A 21,299-nucleotide genomic window follows, 5' to 3' on the forward strand; every position below is an offset into this window, starting at 1 on the left:
CGTGGTGCCCGGGATCGCCGCCCTGATCGCTGCCGCCAACAGCCGTGCCGTCCCGGTCGTGATCGTGACAAACCAGTCGGGCGTGGGGCGCGGTCTCTACGGCTGGTCCGACTTCAACGCCGTCCAGTCTGAGATCGCAAGGCATCTCGCCAACATGCATGCGCGGTGGGATGCGGTCTTCGCATCGCCGTTCCCGCCCGGAAACTGGCCCATGCGCAAGCCACATCCCGGCATGCTGCTCGCCGGCGCCGAAGCCTTCGATCTCGACCTCGAGCGTTCGTGGATCCTGGGCGATCGCGCCACCGACATGGAAGCCGGACAGCGCGCCGGGATCGAGGGCGGTCTCTTCGTGGGCAACGGCTACGACGACGACGAAATCATGAACGCCCTGGCGCATGCAAGCGACAGCTATGCGGTGCGCCGCATCGCCAAACCCCATCAAGCCCTCATGCACCTGCCATTCCTGAAAAACGCTTGAACCAACTGCAACGCAGCGCTAAGCGGGCGCAACGTTCGGAGTGTTCATGGACCTTGCTCATTTTTACAAAGCCGAGTTCGACCAGCACGAGACAGCCGTCTCCGCAACGCGCGCCACGCTAAAGGAACCGTTCGCCCGGCTGGTCGACACCTGCGTCGCCAGCCTTCGTGCCGGCGGCAAAATCCTCTTCTTCGGCAATGGCGGCAGCGCCGGCGACGCGCAGCATCTCGCGACCGAACTGGCCGTGCGCTACGTCGGCGACCGTGCGGCGATCGCCGCGATCGCGCTGACCACCGATACCTCGCTGCTGACCGCGGCAGGCAACGATCTCGGTTTTGATCGCATCTTCGCGCGCCAGATCGAGGCTCTCGGGCGCGAAGGCGACGTTGCGATCGGTATCTCGACCTCCGGGAAGAGCCCCAATGTCCTGCTTGCCCTGGAGCAGGCGCGTTCGCAGGGCCTCGTCGCGGCGGCGCTTTCGGGTCGCGAGGGCGGAAGCCTCCCGGGTCTCGCCGATCCTCTGCTGATCGTCCCCAGTGCGATCACGGCGCGCATCCAGGAGATGCATATCACGCTCGGCCAGATGCTGTGCGGCGCGGTCGAGATCGAGCTCGGTCTGGTGCCGGAGCCTCAAGCTTGATCCTGGTCACCGGCGGGACGGGCTTCATCGGCTCGATCATCGTGCAGGCGCTGGTTGACCGCGGCGACGCGGTTGCCGTGTGCGACCGGCACTTCGACGACGAGCGCGCGGACAATCTTGCCGGCTATGACCTCGCGGCGCACGTTCATGCCGATGATCTGATGACGTGGATCGAAGCGCGCGATGACATTGAGGCCGTTGTCCACATGGGTGCGATTTCGGCGACGACCGAGACCGAGACCGATCTGATCATGCGGACCAACGTCTGGCTCTCGCTTGAACTCTGGGACTGGTGCGCGCGCCATCGCGTGCCGCTAATCTATGCCTCCTCGGCACAGGTCTACGGCGACGGCAGTAAGGGGTTCGACGATGATCCCACGCAGGACGCCATGGCCCGGCTGCGTGCGATCACGGCCTATGGCGCCAGCAAGCTCCTGTTCGATCGCCTGGTCGCGCGCGAGCGGGATGCGGGGCGTCCGATGCCGCCGCAGTGGGTCGGGCTTCGTTTCTTCAACGTCTATGGCCCGCACGAGGGGCACAAGGGCGACATGCGCAGTGTGATTGCCAAGACCTTTCCCGCGCTGCAGGCCGGCGAAGCCATGCGCCTGTTCCGCTCGGACCGGCCCGACTACGGCGACGGCGGGCAGATGCGCGACTTCATCTACGTCAAGGACTGTGCCGATGTGGTCTGCTGGCTGCTCGACAACCGAGACGTCAGCGGCATCTTCAATCTCGGAACCGGTGAGGCACGCACCTGGCTCGACCTGGCGCACGCCATGTTCGCGGCTCTCGAGCGCGCGCCCGAGGTCGAGTTCTTCGAGATGCCGGATGCCCTCAAGGGGCGCTACCAATACTTCACCGAAGCCCGCATGATGCGGCTGCGCGAGGCTGGCTACGATCAGCCCTTCACCACGCTGGAGGACGGCGTGGCCGACTACATCGGGAAGCATCTGCTGCGCTGAGGTGCGCGAGGGGAGCGAAGGTCATGGCACGACCGGCACCCGATCAGGTTGAACGCATCGCCTGTGTGGGCGGCGGCTACATCGGTGCCGGCTGGGCCGCGGTTTTCCTCGCAGCCGGCAAGGATGTGGTGATGTCCGATCCCGGACCCGATGCCGAAGCCAAGGCGCGTGTCATCATCGATCAGGCCTGGCCGCTGCTCGAGGAGCTCGGCCTCGCCGCCGGTGCCAGCACCGAGCGGTTCTCGTGCGCCGGATCGGTCGAGGAGGCGGTTTCCGAGGCTGACTTCGTGCAGGAGAGCTCACCCGACCGCGAGGACCTGAAGATCAATCTCTTCGCCCAGATGGATGCGGCAGCACCGGCCGCCACCGTGCTCGCCAGTTCGTCCTCGGCCTTCATTCCGAGCAACCTGCAGAGCGAGTGCAGCCATCCCGAGCGGGTGATCATCGGCCACCCCTTTGCGCCGAGCTACCTGATCCCGCTGGTCGAGGTCGTCGGCGGCAAGAAGACCGATCCCGAGGTGCTGACCTGGTCGCACGCGTTTTATGAAGCCGTCGGCAAGACGTCGATGACGCTCAAGAACGAGATTGAGGCCCATATCGCCAACCGCATCCAGAACGTGATGTTCGAGGAGGCCGCGAGTCTCGTGGCGCAGGGCATCTGCGACTACAAGGATATCGACACCGCCGTCACCTGCGGCCCGGGTTTGCGCTGGGCCTTTGCCGGCCCGGTGACCTGCTATCACCTGGGTGGCGGCAAGGGTGGTATCCGCCACATGATCGATCACTTCGGCTGGAAGCGGGACGAGGAAGCCAGAGACAAGATCATCGGCGAGGTCGACGAAATGTACGGCCACCTCGCCATGGAAGATCTTGAGCGCTGGCGCGACGAGAACCTTCTGGTCATGCTGAAGGGTCTCAAGAACGCACCGCTGAAGGAGTAGCACCATGGCACGGCTCGCACCCGAAGACGTGAAACGGATCGCCTGCGTTGGCGGTGGCCCGCTCGGCTCGGGATGGGCCGCTCGTTACCTCGCCGCCGGGGAAGGATGTTGTTCTCTACGACCCCGCGCCGGACGGTGAAGCGCACGCCCGACCGCTCGTGCTTCTCGTGCATCGCGTCACTCGCTGACGCCGTGGCCGATGTCGATCCGGTCCGGGAGAGCGTGCCCGACAATCATCGTCCACGGCGACAGCGCGCCGTTGCTCCACGTTACCCATGCCCTGATGCGCTTCGTTCCCGGCGTCCGGATCGAGGAACGGTTTGGCGCGCTGAACCCCGACGAGAGAGCCACCCTGGGCTGTGAGCTCTGCCGGACGCTCGCCGGAATACACGGTGTGACCTTCGAGCAGGCCGGTTTCCTGAACGAAGACCTCGCGGTCGTCACGCCTCTTCCGTCCTCCGCTCGGCGCCGCCGCCGATCTCCCGACGGCGTTGGCCGAGGGGTATCGATCGGTCGATCCTCGGCTGCCCGAGGATTGGGTCAACCTGTCCCGCGCCGTCGACCTTCTGGCCTGGGCCGACTTCCCCGGCCGGTCGCCCTTGACGATCACCTCGGTCGTGCCCGGTCGATGGCCGATTGGATTGTCCGGTTCTCAAACGAAAACGGGGCGCCCATGAGCGCCCCATCTCCACGACTATGTCTCTGATCGCTCAGAGCACGCTGTTGGGATCGACGAAGTCGTAGCCTAGCGCGTCGGCGACGGCCTTGTAGGTGACCTTGCCGTCGTGGACGTTGAGGCCCTCGAGCAGGTGGCGGTCGTCCTTGCAGGCTTGCTGCCAGCCCTTGTTGGCGAGATGAACGGTGAACGGCAGGGTCGTGTTGTTGAGCGCGAAGGTCGAGGTGCGCGCCACGCCGCCGGGCATGTTGGCGACGCAGTAGTGCACCACGCCATGTTCCCGGTAGGTCGGCTTGGCGTGCGTCGTGGCATGGCTGGTCTCGAAGCAGCCGCCCTGGTCGATCGCAACGTCGACCAGCACGGAACCGCGGTGCATCTTCTTGATCTGCGCTTCGGTCACGAGCTTCGGTGCCGCGGCGCCGGGGATCAGCACCGCGCCGATCACCGCATCGGCATCGAGCACATATTCTTCCAGCACGTCCACAGTGGAGTAAAGCACGCGGGCGCGCCCCTCGAAGAGCTCGTCGAGCTGGCGCAGGCGGGCGATCGAACGATCGAATATCGTGACCTCCGCGCCCAGGCCCACGGCCATCCGTGCGGCATGTGTGCCGACAACGCCGCCGCCGATCACGACGACCTTGCCCGGCGTTACGCCCGGTACGCCGCCGAGCAGCACACCCGAACCGCGCTGAGCCTTCTCGAGGCAGTGCGCGGCAGCCTGGATCGACATACGGCCGGCGACCTCGCTCATCGGGGCGAGCAGCGGCAGGCCGCCGTGGTTGTCGGTGACGGTCTCGTAGGCGATCGCCGTGCAGCCCGACTCCAACAGCAGGCGGGTCTGCTCGGGATCGGGCGCCAGATGGAGGTAGGTGAAGAGAAGCTGGCCCGTGCGCAGCATCTTGCATTCGTTCGGCTGCGGCTCCTTGACCTTCACGATCATGTCGGCCCTGGCAAAGATCTCTTCGGGTGTTTCGATGATCTCCGCACCGGCCTTGATGTACATCTTGTCGTCGAGACCGATGTCGTGGCCAGCACCCTTCTGCACGATGACCTTGTGGCCATGGTGGCAGACCTCGCGGACGGAAGCGGGCGTCATGCCCACGCGGTATTCGTGATTCTTGATCTCTTTCGGCACGCCCAGAAGCATCACCAACTCCACATCTGTTGAATCCGAATTTCGGGGCGGCACAAATGAAGCAGGAGATGCTCCCAGCGCCCGGAAGCGGGCTAGAAACCATGTTCAAAGATGGAAATCAACCGAACGGACTGGCGGAATTTGGACGGCTGCGATGCACTCGCAAGGAGGCTTGCGCTACTTTAACAGCTCCGGGCGCAGCATGCGGAAGGTGCCGCCAACGACCGCGTAGTTGGCATAGCCCAGACGCGCGATCACCTTCTGCGCTTCGGGATCGAAACGTTCGTCGACCAACGCGTCATCGCGGATATGGATGCCGATGACGGTGCCGAAGATCATCAGGTTGTCGAACTTGTCGCCGTCCTGCGGGATGGTCACGGTCTTGAGTGTCTTGCACTCGAATGACACCGGGCTTTCGGCCAGTCGGGGCGCATCGATTAGGTTGCACGGTGCCAGCTCCAGTCCGGCGAGTGCGGCCTCGTCGACGCCGGCGGGAACCTCTTCGGCGGTTGCGTTCATCTTCTCGCGCAGATCCCAAGTCACGAGATTGTGGCAGAACTCGCCGCGGTCGACGGCGTTGCGTGCCGAGTCCTTTTCGCGCACCGAGCTGGCCGACGAAAAGAAGATGGTCGGCGGGTTGTCGGCCACCGCGTTGAAGTAGCTGTAGGGCCCGACATTGACCGTGCCGTCGTCGTTCAGCGTAGTAAACCAGCCGATCGGGCGGGGCGCGACAAGCGCCTTGAACGGGTCACGCGGCAGGCCGTGGCCGTCTTTCGGCTCATAGAACATATCAGGGGCCTCCGGTCAGGCGGCGGAGCGGGCGTAACGTTCGATGTCGTACGCCTCGTCGTTCATCGTGCTCTTGGTCGACGGGCGCTCGGTCATCAGGGCGAACCAGACATGGGTGCGCTCGCAGCCCTCGGGAATGACGACGCCACGATAGTGCTTCAGCGCCACCATGCGTTCGAAGAAGAGGTAACAGGTCAGATCAACCAGCGAGGTGTCCGCCCCGAGCCAGTAGGGGCCATCCGACAGTTTCACCATGCCCTCGTTTTCCATGTAACGCAGGTTGGCGATCACTTTGTAGCACAGCGGCACCTGCTCGTCTTCGGTCTTGGCCGACAGAAGCGCGTAGTTGTCCTCGACGAAGCGGGGGTTGCAGGAAAGCCTAACCCAGGCTTTCGGCAACAAGAGTCCGCAGGTTGGCGCGTGGGCGGGCGCCGAGGTGGCTGATCACCTCCGCGGCGCAGATGCCGCCGATACGCGCAGCCCGGTCCAGGCTGGTGCCCTGGGTGTAGCCGTACAGAAACCCGGCAGCGTAGAGGTCGCCGGCGCCCGTGGTGTCGACCACCTTGGTGGTGACGGCATCCACTGCCTTGCGCTCACTGCCCGAGACGACGACCGAGCCCTTCTCGCTGCGCGTCAGGGCGGCGAGCTTGACGTCATCGGCCATGGCTTTGGCGGCGGTATCGAAGTCGTCGGCTTCATAGAGCGAAATCACCTCGGCCTCGTTGGCGAAGACGATATCGACATGGGACCGAATGAAACTGAGGAACTCGGCACGGTGGCGGTCGACGCAGAACGGGTCGCTGAGCGTCATGGTCACCTCGCGCCCTGCGGCGGCCGCGGCCTTGGCAGCAGCCTCGAAGAGCGCCGGTCCCTGCGGTGCGTCCCACAGATAACCTTCGAGATAGGTCACCTTGGCGTCGCCGACGTCGGTGGGGTCGAGATCGTCGATACCGAGGTCCACGGCAGCACCGAGAAAGGTGTTCATGGTGCGCTGGGCGTCAGGTGTGACCAGAACCATCGAGCGCGCGGTCAACGGTCCGTCGCTCGCGACCGGGGTTGTGAAGCTCACGCCCTGGGCGCGGATGTCGTGGGCGAAGACGTCGCCCAGCGGGTCGTCGTGCACCTTGCCGACGAAGCAGCTGTTGCCGCCGAGCGCCGCGATGCCGACAATCGTGTTCGCGGCCGAACCGCCGGAGATCTCGATGCCCGGCCCCATGCCGCTGTAGATACGGGTGGCCTCGTCCTCGTCGATCAGGCGCATCAATCCCTTGACCAGCTCATTGGCCTCCAGGAAGTCGTCGCCGGTCTCGGCAATGATGTCGACGATGGCGTTGCCGATGCCCAGTACATCGAAACGGGTTTCGGTCATGGTGGCGTCGCGCTCTCGGATGGGTCGGGGCCGTTCGCTGTTTCGTCCGGCGTTCGAAGGCGGCGCGAGTATAGGGGTTGGCGGACGACGGGCAAGCCTTGCTGGCGTGTCTGCGGTCACGCCATACTTGGCGCTCTCGCGCACCCGAAAGGACATGCCATGTCGGACCTCTGGAAGCTCAACGCGCTGGAGGCGGTCGAGCTGCTCGGAAAGGGGGAGATCTCGCCACTTGATATGATCGAGTCCTGTGCCGAACGCATCGAGGCGACCGACGACGGCCTCAACGTCATGCCCACCCGCTGCTTCGATCGCGCGCGTGACCATGCCCGACGGCTGATGGACGGCTCGGCGCCTGTGGCCGACGGCCCCGGAGCGCTGCACGGCCTTCCGTTTGCCGTGAAGGAGCTGGAGGATGTCGCGGGCGTCCGGACCACCTATGGCTCGCACCTCTTCGCTGACCATGTGCCGAAGCGCTCCGACATCATGGTCGAGACGCTCGAAGCGCGCGGCGGTATCGTCATGGGAAAGTCGAATGTGCCAGAGTATGGCGCAGGCGGGCAGAGCTTCAACGAGGTCCTCGGCGTCGCCCGCAACCCTTGGGACCGTGAGCGCTCGACCGGCGGCTCCTCAGGCGGTTCGGCCGGGGCGCTTGCCGCCGGTCAGGTGCCGATCGCGACGGGGTCGGACCTCGGCGGCAGCCTGCGTATCCCGGCGAGCTTCTGCGGCATCGTCGGCTTCCGGCCGACTCCGGGTGTTGTCGCGAAGGGACCGGATCCCGGGTGTTTCGCCGACATGCCGGTGGCAGGGCCCATGGCGCGCAACGTGCCCGACACGGCTCTCATGCTCGACGCGATGGCCGGCGTCGATGTCCGCGATCCCCTGTCGCGCGCCGAACCGGCCGTGCCCTATCTCGATCAGGTCAGGCAGGCACTCGATACCGGCACCTTTGCCGGTTGTATCGGCTATTCGCCCGACCTCAAGGTCACGCCGGTCGATGCCGAGATCGATGCCATCTGCCGTCAGGGTCTCGAACGCCTGACGCCGCTCGGTTGTGAGATCGTCGACACCGATCTCGATCTCTCCGACGGTGCGGAAGCCTTCCAGACGTTCCGCGCGCTTGGTTTTGCCGTGGGCCACGAACATGAACTCAAGGCCGATCCGGGGAAGCTGAAGCCCGAAAACCAGTGGAACATCCGCAAAGGCCTGGAGCTCTCGGTCGAGGACATCATCCGCGCCCACCGCATCCGCGGTGCGCTTTATCACCGGGTCGTCAACTTCTTCGGCAGCCACGACCTCCTGGCGTTGCCCTCGACGATCGTGACTGCGATCCCAACGACCGAGCGCTATCTGCGCGAACTCAACGGCCACTGGTTCGGCAACTATGTCGACTGGATCATCCTGACCTCGGTCGTGACGCTGACGGTCTGCCCCGCAATCTCGATTCCCTGCGGTTTCACAAAGGCGGGCATGCCGGTCGGCCTGCAACTCGTCGCGCGCAGCCATGCCGACGGCCAGCTCCTGGCCTGGTCGGCGGTGGCGGAGCGTGTTCTGGGGATCGCAGAGACCCTGCCGATCGATCCGCGTGGCGAGATCGGGGCTTATCCCGATCCGGAGCCTGAACCGCACGGCGATTGATTAGAGGGCCCGGCATCGCCATCTCTACCGCCAAAGCTTCGGAGTGTTCATGATCGGTGCCCTGAGCAAGGCGTTCGGCGACCTGCACGATCCCAAGCTGCGCAGGACTCTGTTTGCCATCGCACTATGGAGTATCGGCTTCTACGTCGCCCTCTTGATGCTGATGTTCGGCGGGCTGGGCGCGGCGAACCTCGACGATTGGGCCAACAGACAGGCCGAGTGGATGCCGGGCGGCCTGATCGAGGTCGGTTCCTTCGTGCTCGCCTTCTTCGTCTATCTCGGTTTGATCTGGTTCACCTTCATCGTCGTCACCCAGACGGTGGCGGCTTTCTATCTCGATGGCGTGGTCCGTCGGGTCGAGGAGCTCAACTACCCGCACCTGCCGCCCGCCAAGGGCACGACGGTGACCGAGGACGTGATCTCCACGATCAAGTTCACCGCCATGCTGCTGCTGGTGAACCTTGTCGCGCTGCCGTTCTACATTCTCGGGCTCTTTATCCCGTTCGTCAGCATCGGCATCTTCTATCTGGTGAACGGCTATCTGTTCGGCCGCGAGTATGCCGAGGTCGTGATCCTGCGCCGTCTGCCTGCCGACGAGGCAACGGCATGGCGCAAGGCCAACCGCAACCGGCTGTGGCTGACCGGTGCGGTTATTGCCTTCGGAATGACGATTCCGCTGCTGAACTTCTTGGGCCCCGTGGTTGCCGCGGCCTTCATGACGCATGTCTATCGTGGCGGTTCGCAGGGGCGTGGCGTACGTGGGAGCTGAGTCCGCCGGATTCCTCTTGCATCGATCCCTCCACCGTCGGAAGTAGCGAGGCCATTGCCGGAAGCGTTCCGTGACCGATAGTGTGCTTGGGGGGAGAGGGATGGCGATTGTGGGCCGTGTTGGTGCCCTGACATTGTCCTTGGTGCTGGTGGTCTGATCGGTAGGCACCGTGCCGACCGGCACCGGGAGCAGCGGTTCCGGTGGGGGTCTGGCGTTGGCCGAGGCGCCTGACGCTGTGCTGATCAGCACGTCTGAAAGCCTGTTCAATCTTGGCGAGTGCGACTTGCGCAAGGCAATGGGCCAACTCACCTTTGTCTGGTTCGAATCCGGCGCTACGACGCCCAGTCCTGCGAACTCTTCGTCTATCTCCATCCCGAAGGTGTGCACCACGTGGACCTCCAAGGCGAGGGCCTCGACGATGTGGCGCGCTCGGCCTGTTTCGAAGACATGGTTCCGGAGGTGGTCTGAGCCATGAAGCCAGTCGACATCAAACAACCCTTGGCAGGCCTCCCGGTTCTACACGGCCGGTCACCCGACACGTCGGACGAAGAGGCTGCTGTCGCCTTCGCCGGCACTATCTTCGACTTTCTCGGACTCGACCACCTGCCCGAACTCGACTACGACCCGGTTGTGCTCCCCAGCCACGCGCGACCGCTTGCGCGAGCACTTCACCCCATTCGTCGATCGGCTGCACCAGATGACAAGCATGTCATTCGAACAGTTGTACTTCTGGAGCGGAATCAATTTACTCGTGATCATATCCTGCGGCGTGAAGCTATCGATGATCGTTGCGATGGCGTCCCAGAGGTCATCGACGGTTCTGGCGGCGGCCTTTCGGAGCAGGGCCTTGAGCCCGGAGAACGACATCCCGAACGCCATCTCGATCGGGTTGAAGTCCGGGCTGTAGGGCGGCAAGTAAAGCAGCTCCGCATCGGCAGCTTCGATGGCGTGGCGGACACCCGCGACCTTATGGGCCGGAAGATTGTCCATCACCACGATATCGCCGGGGCTCAACTCCGGCATCAGGACCTGCTCCACGTAGGCGCACAACGCGGGGCCGCTCATCGGTCCGTCGAGCAGCATCGGCGCGGCCATGCCGCCCAACCTCGAAGCCTTGCCATTCTGGTATTGGTCCCGGTCTCATCAATGAAGATCAACCGCTCGGGATCGAGGCCTGACAGCTTCTTGGGCCAGGCGCTGCGTCGGGCGAGGACGTCCGGGCGCTCTTGCTCCGACGCATGGGCTGTCTTCTTCTTATGCGTCAGCCAGTGCTTGGAGAGGAAATTCCAGACTGTCGACGGGCAGGTCCGCTCGCCCCGCTCCGACAACAGCTTGTCGGCAATCTCATGGAGCGTGATGTCCTTGTTGGCCTCGACAAGACCGAGAATATAGGGCGCGTGCCTATTCAGCTTCGAACCCGCAGGCTTGATCGTCATCCTGACCCTGCCGTTCGGGTGCCAGCGAACCCGTCTCGCGCCACCGACGATACCAGTTGATCGCCGTCGATGGCGCGACGGAAAATCGCTCCGCCGCAGGCGCCGACATGCCGCCCTCAATCGCATCAACGACCCGGCGGCGAAGGTCCAATCCGTAACAACACGCCATATCTGCCTCCCGAAGCACTCGCGGGTACAGAATCATGAGGTGGAACGAATGGGAATCTCCTTTTTCGACTTAGATTAAGAGGAAGACCCTCCAGCCCGCACAACGAGCGAGGCCGGGTTCAGCGGGTGGTGACCCAGCTGGCATAGCGCTTGCCACGATAAGACGCGATGACGCCCAGTGACGTACCGGCAAGCATGATCGCGGCCGAGATGACAAGACGGCGCAATCGCCGCACCGAAGCGATCAGAAGGCAGCTCGCGGCAACCGCCGAGAGCACGATCCAGAAGGCGGCGGACCCCACCGTCGCGGCGAACGCGGCAACCAGAGCCAACAGCGAGGCCAAGGCAAAAAACCCCGACCACCACCGCAGAAGCTTGTGGACGAGGTACTTGGCAAGATTGTCGGCCGCCATCGTGCGCAATCTCGGCCAGAGCAGGCGATGACAGTTTACCGCACGGCATGCGATCCGGATCTTGCGCCGAAATTCGTTGCTGACCGCGATCTCGGACTCCTCGTAGGCCCGAAACCGGGGTTCTGCCGCAACCCGCCAGCCAGCGGCCAAAATCGAGACCGAGGTGAACATGTCGTCGATGATGTCGTGGGGCACTTCGTCGAAGAGCGCCCGCCGGATCGCAAACAAGGACCCGTCCGCACCGATGGTGGAACCCGAACCGGTGTTGCTCTCCAGGTCCTTGATCCGCTCCTCAAGACGCCAGTAGGCGCTGCTGACCGAGGCTGCGGTCGAGGCGTCCCGGTTGGTGTAGATCAGGTGTCCGCAAAGACATCCAAGCTGGTCTTCAGCCGCAAACCGGGAGTGGGCGACGGCCGGGGCCGCATCGTCGAGCAGAACGTTGGCGTCCGTGAAGACGACGACCTCGGCATCGACACCGGAAAGAAGGGTGTTCATGCCCATGCTCTTGCCGCCCCGCTCGTTCGAGATAACGACCCGGGCAAGATCCGCATGCGCCTCCATTATCTGCGCGCTGCGATCCGAACTGCCGTCCGAATAACAATGGATCGCAAGCTTCGGGTAACGCGCCTTCAGATCCGCAAGGTTGGCGAACTTCCGCTCCAGAACGGAGGCCTCGTTGTAAGCGCAGAAGACAATGGCCATTCCCTCGCCATCCCAATGCGGTTCGATCTCGACAGGGTCTTCAGGTCGCCGCGGAAGCAGACCCAAAACCAGCGGATAAAACACGAACGGTGTCGCTGCGATGGCTAGGAGCATCACCGATGGGATGAACGCGACCAGTTCAAGCAGTGGCATACTATTGAGATCCTATCCTATGCACATGCCACCAGCCTTCAAGATCCACCTCCGCTCAGCGTCTCTGCAAAATAAGGTTTTCTGTCACAACTGCAAGCCGAGCTTGGTGTCCGGCTGAACGGCGGCATTGCGTGACGATGTGAAACATACGAGATCGCCAGTTGGCCGTCGATCGATCAAGCGCTTCATGCGCTCGGCCACCTTGGTCTTCAGCATGCGCCTGCTCGCCGATGGCATCGGATTTCTGAAGATTGAGGGCGATCCGAGCGTGACCTCGTCAGGTGCGGTGCGGTAAGCGATGTTGCCGCGGAGGAAGCAACGCCATGTGAGGATCTTGTCCCTGTTGCGCTTCTTGCGGTTCTTCGAGGCTGGCGTCGTAGCGTGCCATCAAGACGTGCGGTTCCACGGAGACGGCGGCGATGCGCTGGTTGACGAGATCGAGCAACACGGTGTGTGCCGCACGCGCGAAGACCGCCCTCGGTCGCCCACGCCACAGCACGAACTTCTTCGCCGCCGCAGGATATCGTCCCGATGAAATTGATTCTGCTCTAGGGTGCGCAACCGGAATGAAGGCGGAGCCCGACTTGTCGGGCATCAGGATGGGCTGCTCGCCCGTACGCGCGCAGAACTCGTTGATGGCTTCCTTATTGCCGAGCCATGAGCTGCTGAAGTAATCGTGCAGCATGCACATGCCGCCGGAAGGTGCCATCGTCAAGGACTGCGTCCGCAAGCAGTGGGTCTGGATGTGCCTCAATGTCGACACCATCATCTAGAGTGCCTGGGCCAGCGGCGGCACGCGGGCTCACGGCATCATCCCGCCGGGCCTGATCGGCTATCGCGAAGAGGGCAAGTACATGACGCCCGTCCCCGAATGCGTCCGTACGCTGATCGAGGAAGCCAGTGCCGAGGGCATGACACTCACGCTCAAGACCATCAACCTGGACGACCGGATTGCCGCAGCCACGATCATCCAGGCCAATCTGGCCGAGATCGGTCTCAACATCGAGGTCATTTCGATGGATGCCGGTCCGTTCTGGAACCTCGGCCTCGAGCCCGAGGGCGATGACTGGAAGGACCTGGAATTCTGGATCATTTTCTACTTGGACTCGCCGGATCCCGGCCAGATGACCCAGTGGTTTATCTCCGACCAGATCGGCGTGTGGAACTGGGAGCGCTGGTCGGATCCCGAGTTCGACGAGCTTTTCGCCGCCGGTCTCGCCGAGACCGACACGGCCAAGTGCCACGATATCTACGTCAGGATGCAGGAAATCATGGAGGACACCGGCGGATACGTCTTCCTGACCTTCCCGCCCAACGGCGTGATGTACCGCGAGGGCCTCGAACCGGTGATCGCGCCGTGCGGCTACATCTGGCAGATCCCCCGGCTTCCACTGGAACGACGGATCGGCCTGATCGGCTGAATCGATCGCTAAGGAAGCTCTCGGTGTTTCTGCAACGGGGGTTTCTCCTTTGCTCTGGTGATGTTGTCGTTCGGGCGCCCGCGCCCGATTACCACTTCGCGATTAGCTCGGTCCCGGCCTCCGGCACCTCGGGGAAACCGCGCGCCAGCCGTTCGGTCAGGGGATCGCGGATCGTGCGGTGGTCCGGGTCGTTGAAGAGATTGGTGTGCTCACCGGGGTCGTTCTTCAGGTCGTAGAGCTCGCCCCACGCACCGTCGGCCTGCGGATAGAGTGTCAGGCGCCAGGCTTCGGTCACGACCGAGTGGTTGTAGGTCCGGGGATCGATGCGGGGGTGGAACTCCAGGAACCGCTCGCGACGTTCCAGGCCTCGGCCTTCCAGCACCGGAAGGAGACTTTCGCCGTCCTGCCGGCAGCCGCCGTCGGAGACACCGCACAGCTCAAGCAGCGTCGGCATGATGTCGAGATGGCTCGACGGTGCCACGGTGCTCTTGCCTTCGGGCACGTAGGGTCCGGCCATCACGAAACTCACGCGGTTAAGGTCGAGGTAAGGCGGTGGGCCCTTGTGCAGCAGACCGTGGTTGCCGAGGAACTCACCGTGATCGCTCGTGAAGAGCACGATGGTGTCGTCCCGGTGGCCCAGGATTTCCAGTACGGCGAGCACATGACCGAAGGCATGGTCTATCTGGGCTTCCATACCGCGTGTCAGTGCGATCGCGTGCGCCAGGCTCTCGGGCGAGATCTCGTCGGTCCGGGCCATGCCGCCCTGCTCCACGGCTGGCGCATCGTTGTCGATCCAGTCGAGCGTCATCGCCGACAACAGGTAGTCCGGCATGGCGTTCAGCTCTCCGGGTCGCACGGTCGGCGCGGGCATGTCCGGGCCCGCGAACATGTCGGCCCAGGGCTGCGGCGGGCTGAATGGGTGGTGCGGATCGGGCGTCGAGACGAACAGCATGAAGGGCGGTTTGGCACGCTCCAGGAAGGCGCTGGCACGTTCGGCGATCCAGGTGTTGTAGTGCAGCGCATCGGGCACTGCCGCTGTCCATGCTTCGTCGAGGTCTGACAGCGGGCCATCGAGTGCTTCGCCGGGCTGGTAGAGCGGCGCGATGTCGGGATGCTCGTGTCCAAGCCATTCGGCATAATGGCCGCCCTCTGTGGCGAGCAGGCTTTCGCCGATCATGAAGTCGACGGTGTCGTAGCCGAAATAGGGGCCGTTCCAGCCCGCGCCGTGACCGGCCTGCCAGAACGGCACGGACTCCGGATAGCGCAACGCCTCATCGGCCATGATCGGCTGCAGGTGCAGCTTGCCCACGGCATGGGTGTCGTAGCCCGCGTCCGACAACAGGCCCGGGAGGGTGGGCATACCATCGTGGATCGTGCGTCCGTTGGTCGTCATGCCGTGATGCCGCGGGTAGAGCCCGGTGATCATCGCGCCGCGGCTGGGGCAGCAGATCTGATTCGGCGTGAGATGATTGTCGAAGCGCATGCCGCGCGCCGCCAGCGCATCGATCGCGGGGGTTCGTGCCTGGTGATTGCCGTAACAGCCCAGGCTGTCGGCACGTTGCTGGTCGGTGCAGAGGATCAGGATGTTGGGGCGGTCGGCCATCGAGGTCTCGCACGGCTGGCAAGGCTCGGCCACCGGTGCCAAGCTTCCGGGTAACACTAACGGGACAGGCCTGACGGGCGCCAGACGGGCGGGCAATCTGGGTTACTTCAGTATGCGGCCGCGCAACGCTGACCCGGCCGTGTCGCCATGATCGACCTCTGCGGTAGTGCGCCGCGCGAGGTCACCTGTGGCGAGCTGGAGGAGCGGCTGAACCGCGTCGCCAACCTTATGGGCACCATGGGACTGAAGCCCGGCGACCGGCTCGCGATGTGTATCAACAACCGCTTTGAGTTCATTGAGGTCATGTACGGCGCCATGCACGCGGGCGTGGTTCCCGTTCCCTTGGACGCCAGGCTCGATACCGAGATCCTGGAATTCACCGTGTGCGATTACGAATGCGTGGCGGCGCTTGTGGAGCCCGCATCGGCCTCGACGTCGACGACAATGATGAGCTTCGGGGCGTCGTCAGGTCGTGAGGTCCGCAGCAACCTCCGACCTCAACCCGCCGGGGCTTAGGTTCCGCGGCCGATGGCGCAGAGGCGTCCCCGGCAGTCGAAGACTTCGACGTCGGCAACGGAGACGGTGCGGCCTTCTTGATGGCGCGTGCCTTCGCCGTCATACCGCCGTCGGCGGCCATGTGCAGGTAGTCGAGGTGCAGAGGTCCATGGTCGGGAAGCTCGCGCGGTCCATGGCGATAGCAAGCGTGAAGTCGACGGCGATGTCGATGATGCTCGCCAGCACGCCGCCAGTCGCGCCAGAGCTGTTCGGGGCCGAGGCTGGCCATTATGTCTCCATCAGTACGGACCCGGCTCGATCGGGGTGCCGTCGAAGAAGCGGGCCGGGCGGAATCGGGTGAGGTCGTGGCCCGCGGGGCGGCCGGTAACGAGGTCGGCCATGATACGGCCTGCGGCGGGGCCGATGCCGAAGCCGTGGCCGGAGAAGCCGGTGGCGACGAAGAGCCCGGACACGTCGAGCTCGCCCAGCGTCGGCACCGCATCGGGCGTGACGTCGATCATGCCCGCCCAAGCTTCGGCGAGGCCGACGCCTGCGAGTGCGGGAAGACGCTGCGGGATGCGTTCGTTGAGACGGCGGACTACGAGCGGAGACGGATCGGGATGCAGCACACGTTTCTTTTCGAACGGGCTTTCCTCGGTGGCCGACCAGCGGCGCTTTGCGCCCCAGCTTCCGGGATAACCCGCCGGTGCGGCGATCTTCAGCTTGATGTCGCGCGCCGACTTCTTCAGGAGCTTCGCGAACTTTGTGGCGTAACGGAACGACTTCGGAGCGATGTAGTGTTCGGCGACATCGCCGGTCGAGACCGAGTAGCAGCCGTCGGCCCGGCGTCGGATGGCGAGCCCGGGCACGGAGACGTTGAGCGGCAGCACCTCGGGCGCGGGATTGGTGCGCGCGGCGGTCGATCGCACCGCGAGCTGGGGCAGGTCGACGCCTTCGTTGGCGCAGAAGTAGGTCGACCAGGCGCCGCCCGCCAGCACGACCTGGTCGCAACGCACAGTGCCTTTCTCGGTGACAACACCTGAGACCCGACCCCCGGTTCGCTCCAGCGTGCGCACGGCGCAGTCCTCAATCACCGCGACACCGGCCCGCTGAGCCGCGCGCGCGAGTGCGGGGATCGCAAGCCAGGGTTCGGCCCGACCGTCGGATGCGGTCATCGAGCCGCCGACGAAGTCGCCCTTGAGGTCCGGGAAACGTTCGGCGATATCGGCTTTGCTGAGCATCACCGTGTCGAGCTGATGTTCGACGGCGAGTTCGCGCCAGGCTTCCATGCCCGCGATGGCCGAGGGGTCCTCGGCGAGTTTCACGCAGGCCGATCGCGTGAAGGCGAGATCGCACTCCCCGGTCTCTTCGGCCAGCCCGCGCCAGATGCGGTTGGCTTCCATCATGATCGGCAGTTCGGCCCAGTCCCGGCCGTGCTGGCGTACCCAGCCCCAGTTGCGGCTCGACTGCTCGGCCGCCACACGGCCTTTTTCGGCGAGCAGGACAGACTTGCCGTGCTTCGCCAGGAACCACGCTGTCGCTGTGCCTGTGATCCCCGCGCCGATCACCACGACATCGACCGCCTCAGGCAGGGCATCGGAGAAGCGGACGGGCGTCTCCGGTGTGAGCATCCGGCCGGCGCTCATGGTGTCAGCACCACCTTGCCGAAAATCCACCGCTCCTCGAGCTTGTACCGGGCATCTTGGCTCTCGGACAGCGGAAAGACCGAATCGATCACAGGCTTCATGCGTCCCGCCGCGATCTTTTCGAGCAGCCAGGTGATGCCGTCATCGGTTCGGTCGTTGGTGCCGATGATGCGGAGTTTGCGGGTCCAGATGGAGCGGATGTCGGTCTGCGGATCGAAACCGGCCGACGCACTGCAGGTCACGACCCGCCCATTCTTGGTCATCGCGCGCAGGGCGGGCACCCGGGTCGGCCCGCCGATGTCGTTGACGCAGATGTCGACACCCTTCTTTTCGGAGAGCGTCCAGGCGGCGCGACTGAAGTCCTCCCCGGATGTGTTGACCACGTGGTCGCCCGGCCTTGCGCGGGTGACCTCCTCACCGGTCGCTTCGACCACGCCAGCGCCGCCGCCACTCGAAATCCAAGGCGTTTCGATCAGGAAACCCGTCATGCCACGCCGGACTTCGAGGTCGAGATAGTTGAACGCGCAGGCCTTCACCTGCACCAGAACTTCATGGGGTCCGATCTCCGGGTCCGGCCAGTCGCGGTAGACGATATTCCCGACCGCACCCCGCTGTTCGATGACCGCTGCCTTCATGGAAACTCTTTCCTAGCCAGCGCGCCCCGCGCACTTGATGCAGGTCTGGATGGCAGGATCGAACTCCAGCCTCTTCAGGCCGATCTCTTCGCCGCATTCGACGCAGTAGCCGTAGTCGCCGGTGGCCAGGCGTTCGAGCGCCAGTTCGATCCGGTTGCGCTCGCCGCGACGGCGGCGCTCCTGGGCTTCGGCCATGGCCTGGACCTGCATGGCGTCCATGCGCGAGAGCCGCCCGACGCTCTGCTGGTCGAGCGCGACGGGTTTGCGATCGTCGGCGGTGGCGTGCTGGTCGGCGTCGATCTCGGCGAGCTTGGCTTTCAGCAACGCAGCCACGTCGAATTTCTCGTGTCCGGTCATCCGATTCGAAGCGTAGCGCGGATCGGGGGCGGTGGGTATCGTTGGCTTCACATTGGACGAGAGAGAAACACGAGAGGATGGACGGACTTAGGAACCTGCATTCGCCCGGACTAGGTCGGATATAGTCGGACGGAGATTGTGGCCACTGGGCGCCGGCTGCGTCGCTTGAGTTCGTCGATCGACAGGACTGTTCCGACGAGCTTCTCACGTTGGTTACAGCGCGTTCAAACAGGCCCTAAACCAATCCCGAATACACGCGGTGCCGGGCTGCCGCGTACCTCACTCTGCTTCCTACGCATCAGGTGCCGGCCGTCGGAGCAGGACGGAGAACTTCAGCCGCCGCCACCTTACTCCTTTCGATGTGAGTTCCAGGGTCCGTCAACCATCGCAGACAATCGCTGTTGCGGTGCGGCTGCTACCCCGTCGCGGCGTCGGGTCAGGGACGTCTTGCGTGACCTGCAGCCACATCACGGCAATGGACCCGCCAGGCCGGATCGCCGCAGCAGGCCTTACTGAAAACCAAACCATTAGCTTCCTCTTGCGTTAGTTACTTAACGCCGTTAACTTCCTCTTGCCATCAGCGCTTGCTTGAGCAAGGTAAGGGATGCGCGCCCAACTTTTGTAACTAACTCCGGTAACTAACTCTGGGAAAGGTAACTAGTATGTTTAGGAAAATGCTTGGTGGTGCAGCTACAGCTGCCCTGATTACGCTTGGTTCCCAGACTATGGCGGCGGATGCGTTCTATTGCGAGCCATCGAATAACCTGCTTTCAAAAGCAAAGGGCTACCTGACGCTGACAGCTAACTCTGTAACTTGGGATCAGGAAACTTGGCCCGCAATTTATGGGCGGCTCGGTCCTAATCACTATTGGATTATAGAGGAAGAGCCCAAACGGTATGTCGTAATGACTCCAAGAGGGAGTGCTATCTTATCCTACGATGGCGCTGAAAAGGCTTCCCGGTTGCTTTGGCAGTGTTATCCCTAACCCCACCATGCTTGCCGATGTATGTACCAAAACCACGTCAAACTAACAGTTAGCACCCCTGTTTCTCTTGTGCCCCTCATGAGTGGTTGCAATGGCGACAATCGTGTGGCAGAGTGTTTGTGTCGGTGAAACAACTACTCCTCCTCGTGGCACCGGCTCTTGCTGCGGAACTTCTTTTTGTGCTCCCTTGGGTTGTTTCGCAGCAAATTCTGCGGCTGGCTTGGACATACCAGCGGCAGGGTGGCGGTGAGGTTACCGATTTTGGCCTCCTTGTTCGGGAACCTCACTGACCATTTGAAAAATCTTCGGTTATGCACCAAAGTGTAGAGGTTGAAGCTGCCGACGTCCCCAACGAGCGTACCGGTTTTCGGGAAGGCACTGACTTTGGTCGCTAGCCCGATTGCTGGCAGTGGGACAGCCGCTCGATCTGCCTGATACGTCTTCGACCAGGCACTCTTTCATCCCGTCAATCTGATCGAACAGGGCGGGCGCGTTACCATCCAGTTCGACGATTGGCGAATCCTGGGGGATCGATCGGGGAATCCCAGTTGCCCCGCGAACCGCAGGTTTCTGCGGCTTTCCAGCCAATTGGCAAACCACTTGATTGCATCCTTGGGAAGTCCTTGGTTTTTGCCCGTACAACATCTTTGTGGTTGTGCCCGAAGTTCTTTTTATTGTACAGTCATTCAATAACCCAAGTCGTGCAGGAGAGACCCATGGCCACCGTTACCGCGATGCCCGTCGTCGGATTCCAGGACGATCCGATGCGTTCACAGACCATGGACGCGTCGTACTACTTCGATCCCACTGTGTTCGAGAAGGAGAAGGCCAGGGTCTTCTACAGCACCTGGCAGTATGTCGGTCATGTCTCGATGCTGCCCGAACCCGGCAACTTCATCGTGCGCGACATCCACGAACAGAGCGTGATCGTGCTGCGCCGCAAGGACGGCAGCCTGACGAGCTACTTCAATGTCTGCCAGCACCGCGCCCACCGTCTGCTTGAGGGCGAAGGCAAGATCGGCCCGGTCATGACCTGCCCTTACCACGGCTGGGCCTACGGTCAGGACGGCAAGCTGCGCACCGCGCGGGGGCGCGAGAACGAGGCCGATTTCGACACCGACGCCTATTGCATGGACGAAATCCGCCTGGGCGAGATGCTCGGCTTCATCTTCGTCAACCTCGATGGCACCGCACCGGACTTCGAGACAGTGACGGCCGGCATCTGTGCCGAGATCGAGGAGTTCTCGCCCAACGCGACCGACCTCAGATGCGCTGCCCGCGATGACTACCTGCTGAAGGCCAACTGGAAGAATTCGGTCGAGAACTACGACGAGTGTTTCCACTGCCCGAACCAGCACCGCTCGCTGGTCGAGGAGGCGCTCGACTACGACACTTATCGGATCACGACGCACGAGTTCCACCACAGCCACCGCACGCGAGGCAAGAACGTGAGCTACGAGAACGTGACCGAGGGCGCTGCAAAGCCTGACGAGTTTGTCAGCCTCTTCCTCTTCCCCAACTGGGTGCTCGAGGCCTATCCCGGCGGCAACCTCACGGTCTTCCATCACGTCGCAGACGGGCCTGAGACGACCGTGCAGAAATGTGAGTACTACTTCCCCAACGACACGCCAAGCGAAGATGAGCAGGCCGTGATCGACTTCGTGCACTCGGTGCGGCTGGAGGACATCCCGCTCTGCGAGAGCGTGCAGAAGGGTCTCCACAGCCTGGGCTACAAGCAAGGTCGCTTCCACGTCGATGCCGACCGCACGGAGGTCAGCGAACACGCTGTGCACGACTTTCAAGCCAAGTGGCTCACCGCGATGGGTGAGCGGTAGGGCGCACACCAAAAACACGAAGAGCGCGGAACCCTCGGTTTCGCGCCCTTCTCTG

At 63.4% G+C, this 21,299-nt stretch carries 20 protein-coding genes and 1 pseudogene; 10 read left to right on the forward strand and 11 right to left on the reverse strand.

The window, feature by feature from the left end; all coding sequences use genetic code 11:
• The 4 genes from GDA49_00630 to GDA49_00645 form a co-directional block, all read left to right on the forward strand.
• The coding region (locus tag GDA49_00630) for an HAD-IIIA family hydrolase (protein ID MBC6438929.1) at nucleotides 1–478 on the forward strand (478 nt) is incomplete at its 5' end.
• A 46-nt stretch (nucleotides 479–524) separates the two neighbouring features.
• Nucleotides 525–1,118, forward strand: a complete 594-nt coding sequence (locus GDA49_00635; GenBank protein MBC6438930.1) for an SIS domain-containing protein — start codon at nucleotides 525–527, stop codon at nucleotides 1,116–1,118.
• On the forward strand, nucleotides 1,115–2,080 hold the full coding sequence (gene rfaD / locus GDA49_00640; GenBank protein ID MBC6438931.1) for an ADP-glyceromanno-heptose 6-epimerase: 966 nt from the start codon (nucleotides 1,115–1,117) through the stop codon (nucleotides 2,078–2,080). The genes GDA49_00635 and rfaD overlap by 4 nt, the downstream gene beginning before the upstream one ends.
• A gap of 23 nt (nucleotides 2,081–2,103) precedes the next feature.
• On the forward strand, nucleotides 2,104–3,021 hold the full coding sequence (locus GDA49_00645; GenBank protein MBC6438932.1) for a hypothetical protein: 918 nt from the start codon (nucleotides 2,104–2,106) through the stop codon (nucleotides 3,019–3,021).
• Nucleotides 3,022–3,731: 710 nt separating this feature from the next.
• Here the strand turns inward: GDA49_00645 and ald are convergent.
• From ald to GDA49_00665, 4 genes are all read right to left on the reverse strand, one after another.
• Nucleotides 3,732–4,844, reverse strand: a complete 1,113-nt coding sequence (gene ald, locus GDA49_00650) for an alanine dehydrogenase (protein MBC6438933.1) — start codon at nucleotides 4,842–4,844, stop codon at nucleotides 3,732–3,734.
• Between the two features lie 165 nt (nucleotides 4,845–5,009).
• Nucleotides 5,010–5,621, reverse strand: coding sequence for a flavin reductase family protein (locus GDA49_00655; protein MBC6438934.1), 612 nt, complete (start codon nucleotides 5,619–5,621; stop codon nucleotides 5,010–5,012).
• A 15-nt stretch (nucleotides 5,622–5,636) separates the two neighbouring features.
• On the reverse strand, nucleotides 5,637–6,020 hold the full coding sequence (locus GDA49_00660; GenBank protein MBC6438935.1) for a hypothetical protein: 384 nt from the start codon (nucleotides 6,018–6,020) through the stop codon (nucleotides 5,637–5,639).
• Entirely contained in the window at nucleotides 6,001–6,990 is a 990-nt protein-coding gene (locus GDA49_00665) for an adenosine kinase (GenBank protein MBC6438936.1), read from the reverse strand. The genes GDA49_00660 and GDA49_00665 overlap by 20 nt, the downstream gene beginning before the upstream one ends.
• Before the next feature lie 159 nt (nucleotides 6,991–7,149).
• Between GDA49_00665 and GDA49_00670 the strand changes: the two genes are divergently transcribed.
• From GDA49_00670 to GDA49_00680, 3 genes are all read left to right on the forward strand, one after another.
• Nucleotides 7,150–8,625 carry an amidase gene (locus GDA49_00670; protein MBC6438937.1) on the forward strand — a complete coding sequence of 492 codons (1,476 nt, stop codon included), beginning with the start codon at nucleotides 7,150–7,152 and terminating at the stop codon, nucleotides 8,623–8,625.
• A gap of 49 nt (nucleotides 8,626–8,674) precedes the next feature.
• Nucleotides 8,675–9,394 (forward strand): EI24 domain-containing protein, encoded by a 720-nt coding sequence (locus tag GDA49_00675; GenBank protein ID MBC6438938.1) that lies wholly within the window; start codon nucleotides 8,675–8,677, stop codon nucleotides 9,392–9,394.
• Between the two features lie 276 nt (nucleotides 9,395–9,670).
• On the forward strand, nucleotides 9,671–9,862 hold the full coding sequence (locus GDA49_00680) for a hypothetical protein (protein ID MBC6438939.1): 192 nt from the start codon (nucleotides 9,671–9,673) through the stop codon (nucleotides 9,860–9,862).
• A 291-nt stretch (nucleotides 9,863–10,153) separates the two neighbouring features.
• On the opposite strand, the pseudogene GDA49_00685 reads toward GDA49_00680, so the two are convergent.
• The 3 genes and pseudogenes from GDA49_00685 to GDA49_00695 all read right to left on the reverse strand — a co-directional run bounded on the left by GDA49_00685 (nucleotide 10,154) and on the right by GDA49_00695 (nucleotide 12,981).
• Nucleotides 10,154–10,999, reverse strand: a pseudogene (locus GDA49_00685) (IS630 family transposase).
• Nucleotides 11,000–11,117: 118 nt separating this feature from the next.
• The gene (locus tag GDA49_00690) at nucleotides 11,118–12,266 is read right to left on the reverse strand and encodes a glycosyltransferase (protein MBC6438940.1); all 1,149 of its coding nucleotides are present in this window, start codon (nucleotides 12,264–12,266) and stop codon (nucleotides 11,118–11,120) included.
• A 277-nt stretch (nucleotides 12,267–12,543) separates the two neighbouring features.
• Nucleotides 12,544–12,981: a hypothetical protein gene (locus GDA49_00695; GenBank protein MBC6438941.1), complete on the reverse strand. Its 438-nt coding sequence runs from the start codon at nucleotides 12,979–12,981 to the stop codon at nucleotides 12,544–12,546.
• A gap of 139 nt (nucleotides 12,982–13,120) precedes the next feature.
• Between GDA49_00695 and GDA49_00700 the strand changes: the two genes are divergently transcribed.
• Nucleotides 13,121–13,687: a hypothetical protein gene (locus GDA49_00700; protein MBC6438942.1), complete on the forward strand. Its 567-nt coding sequence runs from the start codon at nucleotides 13,121–13,123 to the stop codon at nucleotides 13,685–13,687.
• 88 nt (nucleotides 13,688–13,775) lie between these two features.
• On the opposite strand, the gene GDA49_00705 is transcribed toward GDA49_00700, so the two are convergent.
• Entirely contained in the window at nucleotides 13,776–15,290 is a 1,515-nt protein-coding gene (locus tag GDA49_00705; protein ID MBC6438943.1) for a sulfatase-like hydrolase/transferase, read from the reverse strand.
• Between the two features lie 147 nt (nucleotides 15,291–15,437).
• Between GDA49_00705 and GDA49_00710 the strand changes: the two genes are divergently transcribed.
• A complete protein-coding gene (locus GDA49_00710) occupies nucleotides 15,438–15,806 on the forward strand; it encodes an AMP-binding protein (protein MBC6438944.1) in 369 nt (122 codons plus the stop codon).
• 278 nt (nucleotides 15,807–16,084) lie between these two features.
• On the opposite strand, the gene GDA49_00715 is transcribed toward GDA49_00710, so the two are convergent.
• The 3 genes from GDA49_00715 to GDA49_00725 are packed head-to-tail and all read right to left on the reverse strand — an operon-like array spanning nucleotide 16,085 to nucleotide 18,423.
• Nucleotides 16,085–17,416, reverse strand: a complete 1,332-nt coding sequence (locus GDA49_00715; GenBank protein ID MBC6438945.1) for an FAD-binding oxidoreductase — start codon at nucleotides 17,414–17,416, stop codon at nucleotides 16,085–16,087.
• Nucleotides 17,417–17,427: 11 nt separating this feature from the next.
• The gene (locus tag GDA49_00720; GenBank protein MBC6438946.1) at nucleotides 17,428–18,066 is read right to left on the reverse strand and encodes a zinc-binding dehydrogenase; all 639 of its coding nucleotides are present in this window, start codon (nucleotides 18,064–18,066) and stop codon (nucleotides 17,428–17,430) included.
• Nucleotides 18,067–18,078: 12 nt separating this feature from the next.
• Nucleotides 18,079–18,423 (reverse strand): TraR/DksA C4-type zinc finger protein, encoded by a 345-nt coding sequence (locus GDA49_00725; protein ID MBC6438947.1) that lies wholly within the window; start codon nucleotides 18,421–18,423, stop codon nucleotides 18,079–18,081.
• 1,702 nt (nucleotides 18,424–20,125) lie between these two features.
• On the opposite strand from GDA49_00725, the gene GDA49_00730 reads away from it, so the two are divergent.
• On the forward strand, nucleotides 20,126–21,244 hold the full coding sequence (locus tag GDA49_00730; protein MBC6438948.1) for an aromatic ring-hydroxylating dioxygenase subunit alpha: 1,119 nt from the start codon (nucleotides 20,126–20,128) through the stop codon (nucleotides 21,242–21,244).
• Nucleotides 21,245–21,299 lie beyond the last annotated feature (55 nt).

The organism is Rhodospirillales bacterium (assembly GCA_014323865.1).
GTDB lineage: Bacteria > Pseudomonadota > Alphaproteobacteria > SP197 > SP197 > SP197.

Coding starts and splice junctions, on each gene's coding strand:
- GDA49_00645 (MBC6438932.1), top strand. CDS start 2,104: ATGGCACGACCGGCACCCGATCAGGTTGAACGCATCGCCTGTGTGGGC.
- GDA49_00720 (MBC6438946.1), bottom strand. CDS start 18,066: ATGAAGGCAGCGGTCATCGAACAGCGGGGTGCGGTCGGGAATATCGTC.
- GDA49_00725 (MBC6438947.1), bottom strand. CDS start 18,423: ATGACCGGACACGAGAAATTCGACGTGGCTGCGTTGCTGAAAGCCAAG.
- GDA49_00705 (MBC6438943.1), bottom strand. CDS start 15,290: ATGGCCGACCGCCCCAACATCCTGATCCTCTGCACCGACCAGCAACGT.
- ald (MBC6438933.1), bottom strand. CDS start 4,844: ATGCTTCTGGGCGTGCCGAAAGAGATCAAGAATCACGAATACCGCGTG.
- GDA49_00675 (MBC6438938.1), top strand. CDS start 8,675: ATGATCGGTGCCCTGAGCAAGGCGTTCGGCGACCTGCACGATCCCAAG.
- GDA49_00670 (MBC6438937.1), top strand. CDS start 7,150: ATGTCGGACCTCTGGAAGCTCAACGCGCTGGAGGCGGTCGAGCTGCTC.
- GDA49_00730 (MBC6438948.1), top strand. CDS start 20,126: ATGGCCACCGTTACCGCGATGCCCGTCGTCGGATTCCAGGACGATCCG.
- GDA49_00710 (MBC6438944.1), top strand. CDS start 15,438: ATGATCGACCTCTGCGGTAGTGCGCCGCGCGAGGTCACCTGTGGCGAG.
- GDA49_00715 (MBC6438945.1), bottom strand. CDS start 17,416: ATGCTCACACCGGAGACGCCCGTCCGCTTCTCCGATGCCCTGCCTGAG.
- GDA49_00700 (MBC6438942.1), top strand. CDS start 13,121: ATGACGCCCGTCCCCGAATGCGTCCGTACGCTGATCGAGGAAGCCAGT.
- GDA49_00655 (MBC6438934.1), bottom strand. CDS start 5,621: ATGTTCTATGAGCCGAAAGACGGCCACGGCCTGCCGCGTGACCCGTTC.
- GDA49_00665 (MBC6438936.1), bottom strand. CDS start 6,990: ATGACCGAAACCCGTTTCGATGTACTGGGCATCGGCAACGCCATCGTC.
- GDA49_00635 (MBC6438930.1), top strand. CDS start 525: ATGGACCTTGCTCATTTTTACAAAGCCGAGTTCGACCAGCACGAGACA.
- GDA49_00690 (MBC6438940.1), bottom strand. CDS start 12,266: ATGCCACTGCTTGAACTGGTCGCGTTCATCCCATCGGTGATGCTCCTA.